Annotated in this window: 17 protein-coding genes; 8 read left to right on the top strand and 9 right to left on the bottom strand. The window is 74.2% G+C overall.

All coding sequences use genetic code 11. The features are described 5' to 3' along the window. Positions 1–24 precede the first annotated feature (24 nt). Together AB0K17_RS08160 and AB0K17_RS08155 are read right to left on the bottom strand one after the other, a co-directional pair. Positions 25–1,263 (bottom strand): FUSC family protein, encoded by a 1,239-nt coding sequence (locus AB0K17_RS08160; protein WP_365964751.1) that lies wholly within the window; start codon positions 1,261–1,263, stop codon positions 25–27. Positions 1,264–1,342: 79 nt separating this feature from the next. Continuing rightward, positions 1,343–1,903, bottom strand: coding sequence for a sugar O-acetyltransferase (locus tag AB0K17_RS08155; RefSeq protein WP_365964750.1), 561 nt, complete (start codon positions 1,901–1,903; stop codon positions 1,343–1,345). Positions 1,904–1,953: 50 nt separating this feature from the next. Between AB0K17_RS08155 and AB0K17_RS08150 the strand changes: the two genes are divergently transcribed. Further along, positions 1,954–2,616: a PhzF family phenazine biosynthesis protein gene (locus tag AB0K17_RS08150; protein ID WP_365982509.1), complete on the top strand. Its 663-nt coding sequence runs from the start codon at positions 1,954–1,956 to the stop codon at positions 2,614–2,616. Between the two features lie 27 nt (positions 2,617–2,643). Here the strand turns inward: AB0K17_RS08150 and AB0K17_RS08145 are convergent, their stop codons facing one another. After that, positions 2,644–4,497, bottom strand: a complete 1,854-nt coding sequence (locus AB0K17_RS08145) for a glycoside hydrolase family 15 protein (RefSeq protein WP_365982508.1) — start codon at positions 4,495–4,497, stop codon at positions 2,644–2,646. 64 nt (positions 4,498–4,561) lie between these two features. Next, the gene (locus AB0K17_RS08140; RefSeq protein WP_365982507.1) at positions 4,562–4,954 is read right to left on the bottom strand and encodes a hypothetical protein; all 393 of its coding nucleotides are present in this window, start codon (positions 4,952–4,954) and stop codon (positions 4,562–4,564) included. A 249-nt stretch (positions 4,955–5,203) separates the two neighbouring features. On the opposite strand from AB0K17_RS08140, the gene AB0K17_RS08135 reads away from it, so the two are divergent. The 3 genes from AB0K17_RS08135 (at position 5,204) to AB0K17_RS08125 (ending at position 9,482) form a co-directional block, all read left to right on the top strand. Then, positions 5,204–6,109, top strand: a complete 906-nt coding sequence (locus tag AB0K17_RS08135; protein WP_365982506.1) for a DMT family transporter — start codon at positions 5,204–5,206, stop codon at positions 6,107–6,109. Between the two features lie 75 nt (positions 6,110–6,184). Beyond that, a complete protein-coding gene (locus AB0K17_RS08130; RefSeq protein ID WP_365982505.1) occupies positions 6,185–7,864 on the top strand; it encodes a bifunctional 3'-5' exonuclease/DNA polymerase in 1,680 nt (559 codons plus the stop codon). Positions 7,865–8,102: 238 nt separating this feature from the next. Then, positions 8,103–9,482 (top strand): erythromycin esterase family protein, encoded by a 1,380-nt coding sequence (locus tag AB0K17_RS08125; RefSeq protein ID WP_365982504.1) that lies wholly within the window; start codon positions 8,103–8,105, stop codon positions 9,480–9,482. Between the two features lie 69 nt (positions 9,483–9,551). On the opposite strand, the gene AB0K17_RS08120 is transcribed toward AB0K17_RS08125, so the two are convergent. From AB0K17_RS08120 to AB0K17_RS08105, 4 genes are all read right to left on the bottom strand, one after another. Continuing rightward, positions 9,552–11,084: an AMP-binding protein gene (locus tag AB0K17_RS08120; protein WP_365982503.1), complete on the bottom strand. Its 1,533-nt coding sequence runs from the start codon at positions 11,082–11,084 to the stop codon at positions 9,552–9,554. 90 nt (positions 11,085–11,174) lie between these two features. Further along, positions 11,175–12,233 carry a M4 family metallopeptidase gene (locus AB0K17_RS08115; RefSeq protein ID WP_365982502.1) on the bottom strand — a complete coding sequence of 353 codons (1,059 nt, stop codon included), beginning with the start codon at positions 12,231–12,233 and terminating at the stop codon, positions 11,175–11,177. A 261-nt stretch (positions 12,234–12,494) separates the two neighbouring features. After that, positions 12,495–13,178 carry a UdgX family uracil-DNA binding protein gene (locus tag AB0K17_RS08110; RefSeq protein ID WP_365982501.1) on the bottom strand — a complete coding sequence of 228 codons (684 nt, stop codon included), beginning with the start codon at positions 13,176–13,178 and terminating at the stop codon, positions 12,495–12,497. A 74-nt stretch (positions 13,179–13,252) separates the two neighbouring features. Beyond that, positions 13,253–13,786: a TerD family protein gene (locus AB0K17_RS08105; RefSeq protein ID WP_365982500.1), complete on the bottom strand. Its 534-nt coding sequence runs from the start codon at positions 13,784–13,786 to the stop codon at positions 13,253–13,255. A gap of 191 nt (positions 13,787–13,977) precedes the next feature. Here AB0K17_RS08105 and AB0K17_RS08100 point away from each other — a divergent pair, with 191 nt between their 5' ends. Together AB0K17_RS08100 and AB0K17_RS08095 are read left to right on the top strand one after the other, a co-directional pair. Then, positions 13,978–15,009, top strand: coding sequence for a hypothetical protein (locus AB0K17_RS08100; protein WP_365982499.1), 1,032 nt, complete (start codon positions 13,978–13,980; stop codon positions 15,007–15,009). 52 nt (positions 15,010–15,061) lie between these two features. After that, entirely contained in the window at positions 15,062–16,219 is a 1,158-nt protein-coding gene (locus tag AB0K17_RS08095; RefSeq protein ID WP_365982498.1) for a methyltransferase, read from the top strand. Positions 16,220–16,277: 58 nt separating this feature from the next. On the opposite strand, the gene AB0K17_RS08090 is transcribed toward AB0K17_RS08095, so the two are convergent. Beyond that, positions 16,278–17,270 carry a peptidase gene (locus AB0K17_RS08090; protein WP_365982497.1) on the bottom strand — a complete coding sequence of 331 codons (993 nt, stop codon included), beginning with the start codon at positions 17,268–17,270 and terminating at the stop codon, positions 16,278–16,280. Between the two features lie 303 nt (positions 17,271–17,573). On the opposite strand from AB0K17_RS08090, the gene AB0K17_RS08085 reads away from it, so the two are divergent. Both AB0K17_RS08085 and AB0K17_RS08080 read left to right on the top strand, forming a co-directional pair. Beyond that, on the top strand, positions 17,574–18,560 hold the full coding sequence (locus AB0K17_RS08085) for a helix-turn-helix domain-containing protein (RefSeq protein ID WP_365964736.1): 987 nt from the start codon (positions 17,574–17,576) through the stop codon (positions 18,558–18,560). Positions 18,561–18,638: 78 nt separating this feature from the next. Beyond that, positions 18,639–19,973, top strand: coding sequence for an FAD-dependent oxidoreductase (locus AB0K17_RS08080; RefSeq protein WP_365982496.1), 1,335 nt, complete (start codon positions 18,639–18,641; stop codon positions 19,971–19,973). Positions 19,974–19,986 lie beyond the last annotated feature (13 nt).

The raw sequence follows: 19,986 nt of genomic DNA, 5'->3' as shown, positions 1-19,986 counted from the left end.
GGCCGGCCGGCCGAAGAAGCGGCCTCAGTCGCGGTTGGCGAACCAGCCGCGGCGCCAGCCGTAGCCGCTGCTGCGCAGGCGGCGCTGGACGCGGTGCATCAGCGGGTAGCGCTCGCGCTGTTCGCGGGTGGCGCGGTCGAGCTCCTCGGCCAGGCGCTCGGTGCGCTTCTCCACGTCCAGCTCGTCGAGGATGCGGTCGATCTCGGCCAGCAGCGCGCCGTGCAGCTGCCACTGCCGCGGGTGGCGCTGCACGCCCTCCAGGAGCAGGTGCGCGGCGCGGTCGCGGCCGGCCCGGCCGGCGGCGAGCTCCTCCATCAGCCGGTCCTCGGCCTTCTCGGCGTTGCGGCTGACCTGGGTGGTGATGAGCACGGCGAAGCTCTCCACCGCCCGGGCGAGGTGGTGGCACACCTCCCGCAGCGCCTCGGCCACCTCGGGGGTGAACATCGGCTCGCCGGTGCGCTCCTTGGCCAGGTCGGTCAGCGTGCGGCACAGCACCCGCAGCACCACTGCGGCGATCTCCAGGGCGTCCAGGCCGGTGCGCAGCACCACGCGGAACAGCAGCCCCTCGCGGACGCGGGGGTTGAGCCGCAGGCTGTCCTCGGCCTGCCGCAGGGAGGCGTCCACCTGGACGATGTCGTGGTCCAGCCGGCGGGCCTCGTGCAGCCGGGCCGCCGCCTCGGCGACCGGCGTGTGCCCGCTGACCTCCTCGCCGACGCGCCGCAGCAACTGCCCCATGCGGCGCGAGAGCTGCTCGATGGCCTCGCTCGCCGGCTGCACCCACACCGGGGGCACGAACAGGACGTCGAAGAGCAGGCCCACCACGGCGCCGATCAGGGTCTCCAGCACCCGGTCCCAGGCGGTGGCGGCCACTCTCGTCACGCCGAGCACCAGCATGGCGCTGATCGCCACCTCCGGCACGAATTCACCCGCGCGGACGAACCGCCCGATGATCAGGGAGGCGAGGATGATCAGGCCCAGGCTCCACCAGGTCAGGCCCACCAGGACACTGAAGCCGATGGCGATCAGGACGCCGGCCACCACGGAGTTGACCCTGCGGATGCCGGTCGTCAGTGTCGAGTACAGCGTGACCTGGACGACGAGCAGCGCGGTCAGCGGTGCCGTCAGCGGCAGGGGCTCGTTGCTCAGCTGCAGGGCGACCACGTAGGAGATCACCGCGGCCAGCGTCGAGCGGACCGCCTGCACGACGGCGGGTTCGCGGTGGCGCCGTACCAGGGTCGTCAGGGGGTCGGTGAGTTCAGGCACCTTGTGCCTCTTCCCGCCCAGAAGCATCCCATGACACTTCTGCCTCACCCGTACGGCGCAGTCGGCGGCGCCGGGTCCCTCACTCCGGCAGGTCGCGCACCACCCGCGCCGGATTGCCCACGGCCAGCACGCCTGCCGGCAGGTCGCGGGTGACCACCGAGCCGGCTCCGACGACCGTGTTCGCGCCGATGCTCACGCCGGGGCAGACGATCACTCCGCCGCCCAGCCAGACGTTGTCGCCGATAGAGATCGGCAGCGCCCGCTCCCAGCCGGCCCGCCGCCGCTCGGCGGCCATCTCGTGCAGCGGTGTCAGCAGCTGCACGTACGGCCCGATCTGCACGTCCGCGCCGACGGTGATCGGCGCCGCGTCGAGGAAGACCGCCCCGAAGTTGACGAACGTCCCCGAGCCGAGGCTGATGTGGTAGCCGAAGTCGCAGTGGAAGGGCGGCCGGACGTTCACCCCCTCGCCCACCGAGCCCAGCAGCCGCGCGAGCAGGGCGCGGCGCTCCGGCGCCGTGGCCGTGGACGCCGCGTTGAACGCCGCGCACAGTTCCGCCCGCCGCCGGGTGTCCACGGCCAGTTCCGGATCGTCGGGCACGTACCACTCGCCCGCCAGCATGCGCCGTTTGTTCTCGCCCACCACTGCTCCTCACGCCGATTGAAGCCGAGCGAAGCTGATTGAATCAGCTCATGGTTGATCATGCGGTGGTAAGGGTGTTCACCGGCCCGGACGGAACGGGCGGCAATCCCCTCGGAGTCGTCATGGACGGAGCGGCCGTCCCCGGCACGCGCGAACGGCAGCACCTCGCCGCCGAACTCGGCTACAGCGAGACCGTCTTCGTCGACGACGCCCGGGCCGGACGCGTCGACATCCGCACCCCCAGCACGCCGCTGCCCTTCGCCGGACACCCGCTCATCGGCGTGGCGTCCTGGTTGCGCAGCCGCGGCGAGCCGGTGGACGTCCTGCGCCCACCGGCGGGCGAGGTGCCCACCTGGGAGGAGGACGGACTCACCTGGATCCGGGGACGGGCCGCCTGGGTACCCGGCCGGCGGACGCAAGCCTTCGCCACCGTCGCCGAGGTCGACGAGCTGCCCGCCCCGCCGCCGGGGGAGGGCTGGCTGTACGCCTGGGCCTGGGAGGACGAGGCCGCCGGGCGCGTCCGGGCGCGGGGCTTCCCGCGGCGCGGCGACGGGGTGACCGAGGACGAGGCCACCGGCGCGGCCGCCCTCGTCCTGACCGCCGAGCTGGGCCGCTCCCTGACGGTACGGCAGGGAGCGGGATCGCAGATCCTCACGCGCTTCCTCGGCGACGGGGTCGTGGAACTGGGCGGCCGGGTGACCGCCGCCGGGTGACGGCACGCAGCGCTCGGCAATGCGCCCTCAGCGGCGGCAGTGCCGCGTCGTCGCGCCGCGCTGCGTGGCCAGTGCGCGGTCGAGATTGGTGGCCGCGCTGATCAGTGCCAGGTGGGTGAAGGCCTGCGGGAAGTTGCCCAGGGCCTCGCCCGCCGGGCCGATCTCCTCGGCGTACAGGCCCAGGTGGTTGGCGTGGGTGGTCATCTTCTCGAAGATGTACCGCGCCTCGCCGACCCGGCCGGCGCGGGCCAGGGCCTCGACGTACCAGAAGGAACACAGGTTGAAGGTGCCCTCCCGGTCGGTGAACCCGTCGGCGCCGTCGGCCTGGTAGCGGTGCACGAGACTGTCGCTGACGAGCCGTTCCTCCAGGCGCCGCACGGTGGACAGGAAGCGCGGGTCGGCCGGGCCCACGAACTTCACCAGCGGCATCACCAGCAGCGAGGCGTCCAGCACGTCGCTGTCCGCGTACTGCACGTACGCCCCCAGCTCGTGGGAGTAGCAGCTGTCCTGCACGTACCGGTACGCCGCGGCGGCCGCATCGCGCCAGCGCTCGACGGGGGCGGGCATGCCGCGGTGGCGGGCGATGCGCATGGCCCGCTCGAAGGCCACCCACGTCATCAGCGCCGAGTACGTGAAGCGGCGCCGGCCCCCGCGGGTCTCCCAGATGCCGTCGTCCGGCTCCTCCCAGTGCTTCTCCAGCCACTCCAGCTGCCGGCTCAGCGCCTCCCACAACTCGTAGGAGATCGGCTCGCCGTATTTGTTGTACAGGTAGACGGAGTCCATCAGCTCGCCGTGGATGTCCAGCTGCAGTTGCAGGGACGCGGCGTTGCCGATGCGCACCGGACGGGCCCCGCGGTAGCCGGCCAGGTGGGTCAGCTCGGTCTCCGGCAGCCCGGCGCGGCCGTCGATGCCGTAGAGCACCTGCAGCCCCGTGTCCGGCGGCGCCTCCACACACCGGTCGTGCAGCCAGTCGACGAACCCCGCCGCCTCCTCGGTGAAGCCCAGCCGCATCAGCGCGTACAGCGTGAACGCGGCGTCGCGCACCCAGGTGTAGCGGTAGTCCCAGTTGCGCGAGCCGCCCGGCGACTCCGGCAGTGACGTGGTGGGAGCGGCGATCAGGGCGCCGGTCGGCTGGTGCACCAGCAGCTTCAGGGCCAGGGCCGAGCGTTCCACCGCCTCGCGGTAGCGGCCCTGGTAGCGCGACTGGCGCAGCCAGCCGTCCCAGTAGCGCAGGGTGTCGTCCAGAAGGCGGTCGACCTCCGTGCAGTCCACCGGCCGCGGCTCGCCCTCCCACTGGGCCGTGAGCGAGAGCGCCTGCCCGGCGGACAGCTCCACCGTGGCCAGCGCCGCGTCCCCGTCGGCGCGCAGCGGCACGGAGGAGCGCAGCACCAAGTGGCCGGCCGGACTCGTGAACACCGCGCCGACCCCCTCGACCAGCGCCACCTCGTGCGGGGCGCGGGCGTAGTCGAACGCCGGGCGGCACTCGACGTCCACCCTGGCGCTGCCGCGCACCACCCGCAGCTGGCGGACGATCTGCCGGATGCCACCCGCGGAGCAGGCGGGGTGGTCGGGGACCATGAAGTCGTACAGCTCCGCCACCGCGTCCTCGGCGAGGAAGCGCGTCAGCAGCACGTTGGAATCGGGCAGGTACATCTGCTTGGTGCGCTCGACCTCCGGCACCCGCACCGAGAAGAACCCGCCGCGCTCAGCGTCCAGCAACGAGGCGAAGACCGAGGGCGAGTCGAAGCGGGGCAGACAGCACCAGTCGATCGTGCCTTCCGCCCCCACCAGGGCCACGGTGTGGAGATCACCGATGATCCCGTGGTCCTCGATGGGTAGATAGGGCGCGTCGTGCAGTCCCGCATGGTGCGCGTGCGTCATGGCCTGTCCCTCCTTGCCTCAGGGCGGGACGCGGCGCTGTGCGGCCGCCGGCCGCGGCCGGCCGTCAGGCGCCCGGGCGCGGCGCCAGGCGCAGCCTGACCTCCAGCTCGTGCTCTCCCGGGACCGTGCCCTGGTGCTCGACGTCGAAGACGGCCGCCAGCTCTTCTTCGACCTGGCGCACCGGATCGGCGGCGCCGAACAGGTCGGCCACCACGCCGCCGGTCAGCGGGGCCGCCGAGGGCGCCCCGCGGGGCGTACGCGTCCGGGCGTCGACCACCGTGCACCACATGGTGGCGGCGCCCTCCCCGGTCTTCTGGGCGGCGGCGCTCCGGCTCGCGTCGGGCTCCGTGCCGCCGGGGAACGCCGCCTCCAGGGCGCCGAAGACGACGCCCGCGTCGGCCGTGCCGCATCCGCTCAGATGCACGCTGACATGGTCCGCAGTCTCCAGGCCGCTCATCACCCACTGCTCCTTCGCCGTCGGCGTGCGCCACTGCGCGCAGGTCCCCCGTCCGAGGGTACGGGAGCGCGGGCCGCGCGGCGCGGTGGAGAGGCCGTTCGTGCGTACCCAAAGATTCTCTTTGAGATCTAAGAGGAATCAGTTATTCGACTTATGAGTCGATTCTCTGTAGCTTCGGCAACATCGTCGAAACGTTCGACGCATACCGAGTCGACAGGCGGTGTTTTTCCGTTGACCCCGTGGAAGTTCATGGCCGCGACCGCGGTCCTGTGGGGCTCGGCCTTCCCTGCCATCCGCATGGCCCTGGAGGGCTACGCCCCCGAGTCCATCGCCGTCCTGCGCCTGGTCACCGCCGTCGCCCTGCTGCTGCCGTGCCTGCTGACCGGCCGCATCAGCCGGCTGCGCCGCGGCGACACCCTGCGCATGGCCGGCTTCGGCCTGACCGGCATGACCGCCTATCAGCTCCTGCTCTACGCGGGCGAACGCCACGTCGAGGGCGGCACCGCCGCCATGCTCGTGGCCACCTCGCCGGTCTTCGCCACCGCGCTGGGCATGCTCGTCCTGCGCGAACGGCCCGGCCCGTGGGGCATCGCCGGCCTCCTCGTCGCCCTCGGCGGCGCCCTTCTCGTCGCCCTCGCCGGCGGCAGCGGCGGCACCCGCTCCGGCATGGCCATGATCGTGCTCGCGGCGGCCGCCCAGGCGACCTCCTTCGTCCTGCAGAAGCCGCTGCTGCAGCGGTACTCCGGCATGGACTGCATCTTCTACGGCAGCCTCTTCGGACTGCTGCCCCTGCTCTTCTTCGCCCCCGCCGCCGTCACGCAGGCCGCGGCCGCCGGATGGCAGCAGCACGCGGCGGTCCTGTGGCTCGGACTGGGCTGCACGGTACTGGCGTTCTGCACCTGGTCGCGCGTCCTGCAGGCCGCGACGGCGTCGGTCAGCTCCCTGGTCCTGTACGCGGTACCGGTGGCGGCCCTCGCACTGGACGCGCTGCTCCTCGGCTCGGTGCCGAGCCCGATGGCCGGGCTGGGCGGCCTGGTCGTCCTCGCGGGCGTCGGCCTGGCGGCGATCCGCCGCGGGCCCTCGGGCGGGCGCTCACGAACGGTGGCGTCCTCGCGCCCGGCGCGCCACGACGAGCCGGTGGGCACCCGGCACTGAGCCACGGCGCCCCGTGCCCCTGACGGGGCGCTGCACCATCCGGGCGATGTCAGACCCCGGTGCGAAACTCACCCCATGAAGTGGTTGGTGGCCGACGCACGCGACGGGGCCGTGCAGCTGTGCCCCGTCGACGACGCAGGGCACCCCGCCGGCCCCACCCTCCGCGAGCCCTCCCTCGTTCACGCCGTCGGGTCCCGGCCCACCGTGGACCGGTGGATCTGGCGGTCCACCGCCGAGTCCTACGGCACGCTGCTCGCCGCCGGCCTGCACGTCGAGCGGTGCTACGACGTGGAGGCCGCCGAGGCCCTGCTCATCGGCCACGAGGAGGGGCAGTCCGGGCAGCCGCGCTCGCTGGCGGCCGCCTGGGCGCGGCTGCACCGCCTGCCCGTGCCGGAGGATGCGCCCGTGCGGACGGCGACGGCCGGCGGGCAGCCGTCGTTGTTCGAGCCGGGCCCGGTGCCGCTGCCGCCCGGTACGGACGAGCTGACCGCCCTGCGCGAGGTGTACGCCGACCAGCTGGCCCGTACCGCCCGGACCGCGCATCCCGAGCGCATGCGCCTGCTGGCGGCCGCCGAGTCCGCGGGCACGCTGGTGGCGGCCGAGATGGGCCGGGCCGGGGTGCCCTGGCGGGCCGACGTGCACCACGGGTTGCTGACGTCGCTGCTGGGCGAGCGCTATCCCGGTGGCCAGGAGACCCGGCGCCTGGCGGAGCTGGCCGAGGAGGTCTCGCGGGCGTTCGGCCCGGGGGCGCGGGTGCGCCCCGACCGGCCCGCCGACATCGTGCGGGCCTTCGCCCGGGAGGGCATCGCCCTGTCCTCGACGCGCGCCTGGGAGCTGCAGGACATCGACCACCCGGCCGTGCCGGCCCTGCTGGAGTACAAGAAGCTCTACCGCCTGCACACGGCCCACGGCTGGGCCTGGCTGCAGGCGTGGGTGCACGAGGGCCGCTTCCGGCCCGAGTACTTGCCGGGCGGCACCGTCACCGGCCGGTGGACGACGCGCGGCGGCGGGGCGCTGCAGATCCCGCGCGTGGTGCGGCGCGCGGTGGTCGCCGATCCGGGCTGGTGCCTGGTCGTCGCGGACGCCGACCAGATCGAGCCCCGCGTCCTGGCCGCGATCTCCCGCGATCCGGGCCTGATGGAGGTGGCGGGCACCGGGCACGACCTGTACGCGGGCCTGTCGCAGCGGCTGTTCGCCGGTGACCGGGACCGCGCCAAGCTGGCCGTTCTGGGGGCGATCTACGGGCAGACGTCCGGTGACGGCCTGCGGCACCTGGCCGAGCTGCGCCGCCGTTTCCCGCGGGCCGTGGCGTACGTCGACGACGCCGCGCGGGCGGGGGAGGAGGGCCGCCTGGTGCGTACCTGGCTGGGCCGCACCTGCCCGCCGTCCTCGACCGCGCTCGCCGAGGAGGCGGGCCTGCCGCAGGACGAGGAGCTGGCCGCCCCCGGCGGCACGGCGGGCGCCCGCAGGCGCGGCAGGTTCACCCGCAACTTCGTCGTCCAGGGCAGTGCCGCCGAGTGGGCGCTGATCGTGCTCGCCCTGGTGCGGCAGGCCACGGCCGGCCTGAAGGCGGAGCTGGTCTTCTTCCAGCACGACGAACTGATCGTGCACTGCCCCCGCGAGGAGGCCCCCGCCGTGGTCGAGGCCATCCGCTCCGCCGGCGACCACGCCGGCCGCCTCGCCTTCGGCGCGACGCCGACGCGCTTTCCGTTCACCACCGCGGTGGTGGAGTGCTACGCGGACGCCAAGGAGTAAAAGGAGTAAGGAGTAGGGGCTGAGCGGCTCTGAATGATCGTCGGGAGAGATTCGGGAGACCTCCGGCCACTTAGATGCTCCGCAGCCCGCAGAGCTCGCATGTCCAGGCCCGGCATGACGGGTTCCCACGCTTCCTTGACGGCCGTTCCCGGCGCTTCCGAGCGCGCCGGACCAACGGCCGGACAAGCAGTCCCTCCCCGTCACAGACGCCTCAACTGCCTCACGTATAACAGCGTGCATGACACACATGACCTTACGCCGTGCCGCCGTCCTCACCGTCGCCCTCGCCTCCCTCCTCGGGCCGGCCATCCCCGCCGCCACGGCCGTGAGCCCGGCGGCGCCGGCCGCCGCGCGGGCCGGGCAGGGCCCCGACCGGGGCGTCGTGGCCGGGCTGGAGCGGTCCGCGCACCCGTTGCGCAGCACCGCACCGGGCGGGTCCGACGCGGACCTGGCCGCGTTCGGCGCGGCGACCCGGGGGGCGAGGATCGTCGGGCTGGGCGAGGCGTCGCACGGCTCGAAGGAGATCTTCACCGTCAAGGACCGGCTGCTGCGGCGCCTGGTGACGCACGAGGGCTTCTCCGCCTTCGCCATGGAGATCAGCTGGTCCGCGGGCGTCCGGCTGGACACGTACGTGCGCACCGGCGAGGGCGACCTGCGCGGGATCATGCGCGAGGAGTTCCAGGACGGCTACGGCCTGCTGAACACCGAGGAGTTGCGGCAGCTGTTCGCCGGAGTGCGCGAGCACAACCGCACCGCCGCCCGGCCGGTGCGGATCGTGGGCCTGGACTTCTCCGACGCCGACCCCGAGCAGTACGAACGCATCCTCGCCTGGGCCGGGAAGCACACGCCCGCCCTCGTGCCGGAGCTTGACCGGCGCTACGCCGCGCTGCGGGCCCTGCCCGGCGGGGTCGGCGCGCGGCTGGCGGCGTACAGTGCCCTGCCGCTGGCCGAGCGCACGGCGATGGCCGACGACGCCCGGGCCGCGTACCGACTGCTGGAGGAAGCGGCCGAGCGGGATGCGTGGGTTCTTCAGGAGGCGAGGATCCTCGCGCAGATGGCCGAGTCCTTCGCCGTCGACTTCGACGATCCCGCCCAGGTCGCGGCCGCCAACCGGCAGCGGGACCGGATCATGGCGGAGACAGCCGTGTGGTGGCAGCGCACGATGGGCGACCGTCTGGTGCTCTCCGCGCACGACGGGCACATCTCCTACGACTCCGCCTTCCCCGGCGTCTACCCCGTGACGATGGGCGCGGACCTGCGGGAGCTGATCGGCAGCGGCTACCTGGCCGTCGGCACCACCGTGTACAGCGGCGACTACCGGGCACGGACGGCATCGGGGGAGGCGGGGACGTTCAGCGTGTCCCCGGCCGCGCCCGGCAGCAACGAGGAGACCCTCGACGCGGTGCGCCACCGCGACTTCGTCGTCGACCTGCGCGCCGCACGCCGCGATCCGGCGGTGGCCGCCTGGCTGGGCACCGCCCGGCCGACGTATGTCATCCCCGGGCGTCATCCCTACAACCCGGTCTCCTCGCTGGCCCTGGGCAGCGCCTACGACGTCGTCGTGCACCTGCACCAGGTCCACGCGTCCGTGCCGGTGCCGGTGCCGGGGCAGCGCTGAGGCGAACGCCCGGCACTCCGCCACGGGGGCGAGCGGAGTGCCGGGCGTCTCGGAGGGGCTGACGCAGAGTCAGCCCACCGGAAGCTGCTCGGCCAGGGCCCGCAGCTTGTTCTTGTCCGGCTTGCCGGCCTCGGTCAGCGGCAGCGTCTCGGCGAAGGCGACGCGCGCCGGTTCGTACATGGCGCCGCGCTGCTCGCGCACGTAGGCCCGCAGCTGCTTCTCGTCCGGCTCCGCGCCGGGCCGGGGCACGATCACGGCGTGGACCTGCTCCATGCGGTCCGCGTCGCGGACGCCGAAGACGGCGCTGTGCAGGACGTCGGGGTGGCGGTTGAGCAGGTCCTCGAGCTCCGAGGTGTACACGTGCCCGCCCACCACGATGATCATGTCCTTGAGCCGGTCGACGACCGTGAGGTAGCCCTCCTCGTCGACGAAGCCCACGTCACCGGTGTGCAGCCAGCCGTCGCGCAGCACCTCGGCGGTCAGTTCGGGCTGCTTCCAGTAGCCCTGCATGACGTGCGGCGAGCGGACGCATATCTCGCCGTGCCGCCCGGTGGGCAGGTCGTTGCCCGCCTCGTCGCGGATGGCGACCTCCACGTCGGGCAGGATCCTGCCGGCCGAGCGCAGCACCTCGGGGCGGTCCGGGTCGTGCTGATCGGGCATCAGCATGCTGATGCCGCCCACCTCGCTCTGCCCGTAGAACTGCATGAGCACCGGGCCCAGGCGCCGGACGGCGTCCGCGATGCGGGTGGGGGAGGCCTGGCAGCCGCCGTAGGTCAGGGACCGCAGGCTGGAGGTGTCGGTACGGTCGGCGTCCGGGTGGTCCAGGAGGCGGTAGAGCAGCGGCGGCAGCAGGAACAGGTCGGTGATGCGCTCCCGTTCGACCGTCGCCAGCACCGCGGCCGGGTCGAAGTCCTCGTGCAGCACGACGACGCCGCCGCCCCGGATCGTGATGTCCGTGAACAGGCCGCCGATGTGGGCGAGCGTGGTGCACACCAGCTGCCGGCGCTCGTACGGTTCGGGTTCCGGCCGGTAGCCGGCCACCTGGCCGAAGGTGGTGCAGATGCCCTTCGGGTGGCCGGTGGTGCCGCCGGTGTGCCGGATGCTGCAGATGTCCTCGGGTCGCGCCGCACCGGCCAGCGGCTCGGCGGACTCCCCGGCGGCCAGCGCCAGCAGGTCCTCGCCCGTGGCCGCGGGGCCGAGGGTGAGCACGTGCTCCACCGGAGCCAGCGCGGTCACCTCGGCGGTCCGCTCGGCCCAGCGGGGGTCGGCTATGAAAGCGTACGTCTCCACGTCCTGCACGATGAGGGCCTGGGCTTCCGCCGACAGCCGGTTGTACAGGTGGTTGACCCGGCTGCCCAGCAGGTTCGCGGCGTAGCGGGCGGCGACGATCTCCGGGAGGTTGCCGCCGAGCAGCGTGACGGTGTGTCCGCGGCCGATGCCCCTGCGGTGCAGGGCGCGGGCGGTGCGGTACACCAGGTCGCGCAGCTCGCCGGCGGTCATCCACCGGTTCTCATGCAGTAAAACGTTGCGCTCGGGGCGGTCGTTCAGGGCATCGAGGTTCTCCTCCACGTAGCTGCGGAAAGCCTCTTGGGTGGCGGTCATGCGGTGTGCTCTTTCCTTCGGTCGTGATGCGCGGCGCGCTCCATATAGTTTCCTGGGGCAATTATATGGACGGCCCGGCCTGCCGATCAATCAGCCGACGTTGACCGCGGTCCAGGCGGCCCCGACCGCCGTGTGCTGCGGGCTGCCGGCGCCATAGAGGTCCGCGGCCGCTTTCAGCGTCAGGTCGCGCGCACCGTGATAAGTGGTGTTCGCGCGCATGTAGTTGGTCAGCGCGTGGTACCAGATCCGCGCCGCCGCCTCCCGCCCGATGCCGGCGACCGGCTTCCCGTCGTACGTGGGGCTGTCGTAGGCGACGCCATTGATCACCTTGCGCCCGCTGCCCTCGGCCAGCAGGTAGAAGAAGTGGTCGGCGGGCCCGCTCGCGCTGTGCACGTCGAGCCGCTCGATGCCGGGGTACCAGTAGTCCTTGGACCGTCCGTCCCAGGAGGGCCGGTCCATGCGGCGGTCGACGTGGTCGCCGGTGATGTCGGTGCGTTCGCCGAAGAGGTAGTCGCCCGGGTCCGCCGGGTTGTTCGCCGCGAACTCCACGGCCGCGGCGAAGATGTCGCTCGTCGCCTCGTTCAGCGCGCCGCTCTCGCCGCTGTAGGTCAGGTTCGCGGTCGCGGCCGTGACGCCGTGGGTCATCTCGTGCGCGCCCACCTCGATACGGAAGAGGTCGTTCGGTCGGCTCGCTCCCGAGCCCCAGACCATGCAGCCGCGATCGTCCGCCCAGAAGGCGTTGAGGTAGGCGTTGCCGTAGTGGACCTGGCTGCAGCCGCCCGTACCGTCGCCGCGCACGCCGCGGCGGCCGTGGGAGGTCAGGAAGTAGTCCCACACCACGGCGTTGATGTAGTGCGCGGCCACGGCGTCGGCCTGCGCGGCCGTGTCGCACCAGCTGTTGTCGTCGTCCGTCACCAGCACGCCCGGCCCGCCGGTCGCACCGCGCAGGTCGTACGTGCGGTGGTGGCCGCGCACCGGGTCGTCGAGCCGCCAGCGGCCGGTGGCGGGGTCCTGCGTGGTCTCCAGCGGCACCCGGCCCACGCCGGTGCCGCAGCCGGTGGCGGCCGTACGCGCGACGCCCGCCGCGGACCGGGCCTCGGCGGGCGCGCTCACGGCGCTCGCCACCAGCGCGGCGGCGGCAGCCGTCAACGCGGCCGCACGGACTCGACGGCGTCTGGAGCGCGGGCGGGACGAACGGAACGAAGCCATGGGAACTCCCCCTTCGGCAGCGATGGTCGCGGCACCGCCGAGCCTGCCACCACAACCGACGGGTTGTCATGAGCGGTGCAGGATTCAAGAGTTCGCGCAGGCGCGGTGCAAGGTAGAAGCGTTCGGCAGGCGTGGTGCAAGGTAGAAGCGTTCGGCAGGCGTGGTGCAGGGTCGAAGCGTTCAGCATGCGTGGTGCACGGTTCAAGCGTTGAGCACGCCCGCCGCGACCCGCAGGTCCGCCACCAGCCCCGCGTACGCCGCGGCCCGCGCCTCGGCGTCGGCGCGCAGCACCGCCGAGGGGTGGATCGTCGCCACCAGCACGCCCGCCCCCTCCCCGCCCTCCTCGCCGTCGAGCGCCGGCATGGGCAGCACGATGCCGCGCTGTTCCATCACCCGGAACGACGGGCCGAACAGCGACTTGCCGGCCGTCGCGCCCAGCGCCACCACCACCTCCGGGTCGATCAGCTGCAGCTCCGCCCTGAGCCAGGGCCGGCACGCGCCGATCTCCCGCAGGCCGGGCGTCTTGTGGATGCGCCGCTTGCCCCGTTCCGCCTGCTGGAACTTGAAGTGCTTGACGGCGTTGGTGACGTACGCCTCCGCGGGGTCGATCCCCGCCTCCTGCACCGCCCGCCCGAGCACCCCGCCGGCCGGTCCCACGAAGGGCCTGCCCTGCCGGTCCTCCTGGTCCCCGGGCTGCTCGCCGACCAGGACCAGCCGGGCCGAGGGCTCGCCCTCGCCGAAGACCGTGCCCGTCGCGTCCCGGTAGAGCGGACAGCCCCGGCAGCCGCCCGCGGCCTTGCGCAGGGCGCCCAGGTCGGCGCCCTCGGGGACGAACGGCGAGGCGTCGTACGCCTCCCCGTCCTGCGCACCGCTGCGTCGCGCCATGGGCACCTCCCGCCCCCAGTGTCCCCCCACCGCGCCCCGGCGGCACGGCGGAGCCGCCCGACGGCCCCGCGGGCCTACTGTCCCGGGCGCGTGCCCAGGATCCTGGCGAACGTGGCCGGGTCGGCGTCGAAGCCGCGCACCCCCGGCCGGAACACCCAGTTGCCCGCCGCGTCCCGGGCGAACTCCGCGACGACCGCCGCCGTCGCACCGGCCACCGTGGACAGGTCGTCGGAGGCGAGCTGCGCATACCCCTCGCGCACCCGCACCCCGGTGCCCGCCACCTCCCCGAACGTCAGCCGCCCGGCGCTCTGCTGGATCATCACGCCCACCACCACGCGCACGTACCGCGGCGCCAGCCGGTCCAGCTCCAGCGTCATCACCTCGTCGTCGCCCAGGCCCCGGCCGTCCGTGCTGTCCCGGTCGAGCGCGATGGTGCCGTCGGGCGAACGGCTGTCGAAGTGCACCAGATAGGCCGGATCGCCGTACGGATCGTCCGCGGTGAACGTTCCCGCGATCAGGTCCAGATCGTGCGCCGCAGTGCCCAGCGGGCTCGGGTCCCACCGCAGCGCCACCTCCACGCGCGCGATGCCCTTGCTCAGACCGCTCACCACAACTCCCCTCCCGTGTAACGCCGTCGGGCCCATGGTGCCATGCGCTGTGTACGGCGGCGCCCCGTCCGGTTTCGACGACGGACGAACACCGGTGACCGCCGGCGCCCGCACCCCGCACGATCCGAACACCGTCCGAGCACCATCCCGGCCGGCGCCTTCGCCGCACCCCACGTCGCAAGGAGAGCGCAGTGCCCAACCGCTTCCCACCCGCCCGCCCGGTGGCGCCGGGGGTACCGGCCGGGACCACCGTGGCCGTCGCCGTCCTCGACCGGCGCACCGGGACGTTCACCGAACTGCTCCACGCCCGCACCCCGTTCCGCTCCGCCTCCGTGGTCAAGCTCCTCATCGCCCTGGACCTGCTGTGGGAGCGCGGCCCCGCGTACACCGTGGACGAGGAGGACCGCGCCCGCCTGGAGGTCATGCTGCGCAGCAGCGACGACGGCGCCGCCGGCCACTTCTGGGACCTCTGCGGCCAGGGCCGCATCGTGCGGCGCATGGCCGACCGGCTCGGCCTCGCCGACACCGCGCCCCCGCCCGACAGCCACCCCGGCTTCTGGGGCTACACCGCCCTGTCCGCGCAGGACACCGTCCGCATCTACCGGTACCTGCTCGACGAGGCACCCGCCCCCGTCCGCACCGTGGTCATGGGCGCCCTGCGCCGGGCCACGCGCTGCGGCACCGACGGCTACGACCAGAACTTCGGCCTGGCCGCCGTCTTCGACCGCCCCTGGGCCGTCAAGCAGGGCTGGTCCGGCTTCCCCGCACCCCCGCGGCCCCGCCGCCCGCCCACCGGCCCGACCGCCGGCCTCGACCTGCACCGCCCCGCCCTGCACACCACCGGCACCGTCGGCCCCGGCGACCGCGCCGTCGCCGCCGTGCTCACCCTCCACCCGCCGGGCACGCCCTACGGCGCCGCCTGCACCGCCCTCGGCCGCATCACCCGCGGCCTGCACCTGCCCGGCGCCACCCGTCTCGCCGGCACCTGGCTGGGCACCCGCGGCCCGCGCGCGCCCGTGCGCACCGGCCCGACCGCCCGCTCCGCCGTCCTCGCCGCCCTGCCCGCAGGGGCCGAGGTCCTGGTCGGCTGCCAGCGGCGCGAACAGCCGCCGGGCACGACGGCGGCCACCTGGTGGGCCTACCTGCCGGCCTACGGCGGCTACCTCGCGGCCGAGGCCCTCCACGCGGGCGGCGGCCCGCTGCCGGCCGTGCCCACCTGCTGAGCGGCAGGCGCCGGCCCGCGCCGGGCGCCGCCTCGGCTAGCCTGAGGGCACGATGAACCGTTTGACCACGTCACAGGGCCAGTACGAGCTCGCCCGCTTCCCCGAGGACCCCCGCGACACCCTGCGCGCCTGGGACGCGGCCGACGAGTACCTGCTCGGCCACCTGCAGGGAGCCGGCGACGGCGAGCCGGTGGACCTGTCGGGCACCGTCGTGGTGCTGGGCGACCGCTGGGGCGCCCTGGCCACCGCGCTGGCCGCCCACCGGCCCGTCCAGATCAGCGACTCCCACCTCGGCCAGCAGGCCACCCGCCGCAACCTCGCCCGCAACGGCGTCGACGCCGGCGCGGTGCGCCTGCTGTCCACCCGGGACGTCCCGCCCGACCGGATCGACGTGCTGCTCGTCCGGGTGCCCAAGAGCCTGGCCCTCCTGGAGGACCAGCTGCACCGCCTCGCCCCCGCCCTGCACGCCGGCAGCGTCGTCGTCGGCACCGGCCGGGTCACCGAGATCCACACCTCGACGCTGCAGCTGTTCGAACGGCTCGTCGGCCCGACCCGCACCTCGCTCGCCGTCAAGAAATCCCGGCTGATCTTCGCCACGCCCGACCCGGAGCGGGTGCGCCCGGCCAACCCCTGGCCGCACCGCTACACCCTGCCCGGCGGTCTCGGCGCGGCCTCCGGCATGGCGGTCACCAACCACGCGGGCGTCTTCTGCGCCGAGCACCTGGACATCGGCACCCGCTTCCTGCTGGAGCACCTGCCGCGGCGCACCGGCGCCGAGCGCGTGGTCGACCTCGGCTGCGGCAACGGCGTGGTCGGCACCGCCGCGGCCCTGGCCAACCCCGCCTCCCACGTCGTCTTCCTCGACGAGTCGCACCAGGCGGTGGCCTCGGCCGAGGCCACCTTCCGCGCCAACGCCCCCGCATCGGCCACCGGCGAGTTCCACGTCGCCGACGGCATGGCGGACGTGCCGGCCGGCTCGGTGGACCTCGTGCTGAACAACCCGCCCTTCCACTCCCACCAGGCCACCACCGACACCACCGCACGGCGCATGTTCGCCGGCGCCCGCAGCGCGCTGCGCCCGGGCGGCGAGCTGTGGGTCGTCGGCAACCGGCACCTGGGCTACCACGTGCGGCTGCGCCGGCTCTTCGGCAATTGCGAGGTCGTCGCGAGCAACCCGAAGTTCGTCGTCCTGCGGGCCGTCAAGGGCTGACCCGCCGCGCGCGGGTGCCGGCCCCGGGCACTGGCCCGGGGCCGGCACACCGCCTGGCTCAGCTGTTCTGCACCTGGTCGTAGAGGTTCTTGATCTCGTCGCCGAAGTACGGGCCGAACATCCGGTTCGGCCAGAAGGTGTAGCCGAAGCTGTTGACCGACGCCTGCAGGCCGGTCCCGGTGGACTCGTCGAACGACGCGAACCACGGGCCGCCGCTGGAGCCGCCGGTCATGTTGCAGCCCAGGCCGTGGTCCTTGGTGAGCAGGAAGTCCTTCGAGGACGTCCCGCTGCAGTAGATGAGCTTCGTGCCGTCGTACGGGGACGCCGCGGGGAACCCGAAGGCGTACATGGTGGTGTTGTAGGCGCCGTTGAACTGCACGCCCTGGGCGCCGACGACGTCGGTGAGCCGCTTGCCGTCGAGCGGTGCGACGACGGCCGTGCCGACGTCGTAGTTCATCTCCTCGCTCGCCACCCACTGCGGGGTGGAGGCGGTCCTGGTCGCCGCCCACTTGCCGTAGGGTGCCTGCCCGTCGTGGTAGCCGGGCACGAAGACCCAGTCGGTGTGCCAGGCGCCCTGGTACTTCACGCAGTGCCCGGCGGTGATCACGGTGCTGCCGTTCCCACTGGTGATGGCGTCGCCGGAGCAGGAGGCGGTGCGGTTCTGGAAGGTGAAGAACACCCGGCCCGAGGTCTTCGTCACGGCGCCGCCGCCGGTCCACGGACCGCCGGCCTGGGGGTTGGTCCGTATCTGCGCGACCGTGCGCACGGCCGGCGCGGTGGCCGGGATGCTCGTCACGGGGCTCGTGGACGTGGGCAGCGCCGGTGCGGTGCGCGCGGTGCCCGTCACGTCGAGGGGGGTGGCCGAGCGCATCCGCTCGGCGGTCCAGAAGTCGGCGACCCGCTGCTGGGCGGCCGTCGTGGCCGCCGCGGGGTGCACGGTGGCCGGTGCGCTGCCGGCGGCGGCGCCGGCCGGGGTGGCCTGGACGCCGGCGGTGAGCAGGACGCCCGCGGCCAGCAGGGTGCCGGCGCAGGTGGCGTAGGGACGTCTCACGCGTACTCCTTCTGCCGAGGGGCCGCGCACGCCGCGCGGCGCGGCCGTGGGGGGCCGGACCGCCGGCAAGGGGGTCCGGGCAGACGAGTGGTGCGGATTCGACGGTGCGTCAGGAAGGGTGCCACGGAAGGGAGTGGATTGACAGGGGCGCGTCAAAATTGTGGCGGGGATGGCGGCGCCCCGGCGCGCTGCGCTCCCCGCGTGAGCGGATTCGTCTGTTCGGCCGCCGATGCGATCAACTGATGGGCCACTTGTCGGAGCGTCCCCGTGGCCCGGGCGGAAGGTCGCCTACCGTGTGCGCTCATGGAGACCTGGGTGCTGGTCGCTGACGGCACGTTCGACACCGGGCTCGCCTCGGTCCTCGACGTCCTGCACACCGCGAACGACCTGCGGCACGAGCTGCCGCAGCCCCCGCCCCCGTGGCGGGTGACCCGCGTCGGGCCCGGCGGCCCGGCCCGCACCGCCGCGGGCCACCTCGTCGAGACCGTCGCCCCCGGCGACGCCGATCCCCCCGGCGTCGTCGTCGTGCCCGGCATCGGCCACCGCCGGGCCGACCCCCTGCTCCAGTGGCTGCAATCACCCGAGCGCGAACCCGCGTACACCCTCCTGCGCGAGGCGCACGCCCGCGGCGTTCCCCTGGCCGCGGCCTGCACCGGCACCTTCCTGGCCGCCGAGAGCGGCGTGCTCACCGGCCTGCCCGCCACCACCAGCTGGTGGCTCGCCCCCTGGTTCCGCCGCCGTTACCCGCTCGTGGCCCTGGACGACGACCGCCTGCTCGTCCACGCCCCCGGCGTCACCACCGCCGGCGCCGGCACCGCCCACCTCGACCTCGCCCTGGCCCTCGTCCGCCAGGTGTGCCCGGCCCTCGCCGCCCTGACGGCCCGCTACCTCCTCGCCGACCACCGCTCCACCCAGGCCGGCTACGCCCTGCCCGGCCACCTCGCCCGCAGCGACCCCACGGTGGCCGCCTTCGCCCACTGGGTGCGCGAGCACCTCCAGCAACCCGTGCGCATCGCCGACGCCGCCCGGGCCCTGGGCACCAGCGAACGCTCCCTGCAGCGCGCCGTCGACCGCACCCTGGGCGTCGCCCCCCTGCGCCTGACCCAGCGCATCCGCCTGGACGAGGCCGCCCACCTGCTGCGCACCACCCGCCTGCCCGTGGAGGAGGTGGCCCGCCGGGTGGGCTACGAGAACGCCACCACCCTCACCACGCTGCTGCGCGAACGCCTGGACACCACCCCCGGCCGGCTGCGCCGCCAGGCGCGGGCCGTGGGGCCGGGCGCCTGCTGAAACGGCGGTCGTCGTACGGTCGTACGACTGTCGTGCGGCTGTCGTACGGCCAGGATCCGTGACCCGAGGAGTGCCCCGATGCCCCGCAGTGGCCCCCGCCCTGCCGAGACCACCGACACGCTCGTCATCGGAGCGGGAGCGGCCGGGCTGTCCGCGGCCCGGGAACTGCGGCGCGCGGGGCGGGCGGTGACCGTCCTCGAAGCGCGCACGCGCACCGGTGGACGGCTGTGGACGCAGGAGTGGCAGGGCCTGCGCATCGACCTGGGAGCCTCCTGGATCCACGGCGTGAGCGGCAACCCGGTCACGGCCCTGGCCGCCGAGGCCGGTGCCGCGACGGTCGTCTACGACGTCGGCACCCTGGACTACGCCACCGGCGAGGGCACCGTCGTCTACACGGCCGCCGGCCACCGCGCCGCCGGTGACGAGGCCCGGCGGCTGCAGGACGACGTGCGCCGCGCCGGCCGGGCCCTGTACGCCCTCGCCGGGAAGGCGCCCGCCGACCGGTCGCTGGCCGACGGGCTGGAGGAGGTCCTGCCCGCCCTCGGTCTCGCCGGAGCGCGCGCCGCGGCGGTGCGCGAGGCCTTCGGCCGCATGGCCGAGGACGACTGGGGAGCGGGCGCCGACGAACTGGCCCTCGCCGCCCTCGCCCTCGGCGAGGACCACGAGGGCGCCGAAGTGGTCTTCCCCCGCGGCTACGGGCAGCTGACGGACCACCTGGCCGAGGGCCTGGACGTACGGCTCGGCCACGTCGTCACCCACGTCGACCACGGCGGCGCGGACGGCGTGGTCGTCCGCACCCGCGACCACGGCGCCTTCCGTGCCCGCCGGGTGCTGCTCACCCTGCCGCTCGGCGTGCTGAAGGCGGGCGACGTCACCTTCGCGCCCGCCCTGCCCGAGGCCAAGCAGCAGGCCGTGCGGCGCCTGGGCATGGGCACGTACGACAAGGTCTACCTCCGCTTCCCGCACGTCTTCTGGGACGACGCGGACCTCATCCGCCGGCAGGGCGGCGGCGCGCAGGGGGCGTTCGCCAACTGGTTCAACCTCCACCGCGTGCTGGGCGCGCCGGTGCTGGTGGCGCTGGCCGGCGGGCCGGTGGCGCGCCGGCTGGAGGCGCACGGCGACGCGGCGGTGGTGCGCGAGGCGCTCGCGGCCCTGCGCGGCCTGTACGGAGCGGCCGTGCCCGAGCCGGTCGCGCACCGCGTCACCCGCTGGGCCGCCGACCCCTACGCCCGGGGCGCGTACTCCTTCCCGGCCGCCGGGTTCCGGCCCGGGGACCACGAGGCGCTGGCGGCGCCGGTCGGCGACCGGCTGTACTTCGCGGGCGAGGCGACCAGCGCCGAGCACAGCAGCACCGTCCACGGGGCCCTGCTCTCCGGGCTCCGGGCCGCCCGGCACCTCCTGGGTGCCGGCTGACGGGGCGTCGGGG

This window comes from Streptomyces sp. NPDC049585 (genome assembly GCF_040675615.1).
Taxonomy (GTDB): Bacteria; Actinomycetota; Actinomycetes; order Streptomycetales; family Streptomycetaceae; genus Streptomyces; species Streptomyces luteosporeus.
This window is presented reverse-complemented; position numbering and strand designations above follow the sequence as displayed.

Bases quoted from the DNA above. Each gene is read 5' to 3' on its own strand.
- AB0K17_RS08145 (WP_365982508.1), bottom strand. From the start codon at position 4,497: ATGACGCACGCGCACCATGCGGGACTGCACGACGCGCCCTATCTACCC.
- AB0K17_RS08095 (WP_365982498.1), top strand. From the start codon at position 15,062: ATGAACCGTTTGACCACGTCACAGGGCCAGTACGAGCTCGCCCGCTTC.
- AB0K17_RS08125 (WP_365982504.1), top strand. From the start codon at position 8,103: ATGACACACATGACCTTACGCCGTGCCGCCGTCCTCACCGTCGCCCTC.
- AB0K17_RS08135 (WP_365982506.1), top strand. From the start codon at position 5,204: ATGGCCGCGACCGCGGTCCTGTGGGGCTCGGCCTTCCCTGCCATCCGC.
- AB0K17_RS08150 (WP_365982509.1), top strand. From the start codon at position 1,954: ATGGTTGATCATGCGGTGGTAAGGGTGTTCACCGGCCCGGACGGAACG.
- AB0K17_RS08080 (WP_365982496.1), top strand. From the start codon at position 18,639: ATGCCCCGCAGTGGCCCCCGCCCTGCCGAGACCACCGACACGCTCGTC.
- AB0K17_RS08140 (WP_365982507.1), bottom strand. From the start codon at position 4,954: ATGAGCGGCCTGGAGACTGCGGACCATGTCAGCGTGCATCTGAGCGGA.
- AB0K17_RS08130 (WP_365982505.1), top strand. From the start codon at position 6,185: ATGAAGTGGTTGGTGGCCGACGCACGCGACGGGGCCGTGCAGCTGTGC.
- AB0K17_RS08085 (WP_365964736.1), top strand. From the start codon at position 17,574: ATGGAGACCTGGGTGCTGGTCGCTGACGGCACGTTCGACACCGGGCTC.
- AB0K17_RS08120 (WP_365982503.1), bottom strand. From the start codon at position 11,084: ATGACCGCCACCCAAGAGGCTTTCCGCAGCTACGTGGAGGAGAACCTC.
- AB0K17_RS08110 (WP_365982501.1), bottom strand. From the start codon at position 13,178: ATGGCGCGACGCAGCGGTGCGCAGGACGGGGAGGCGTACGACGCCTCG.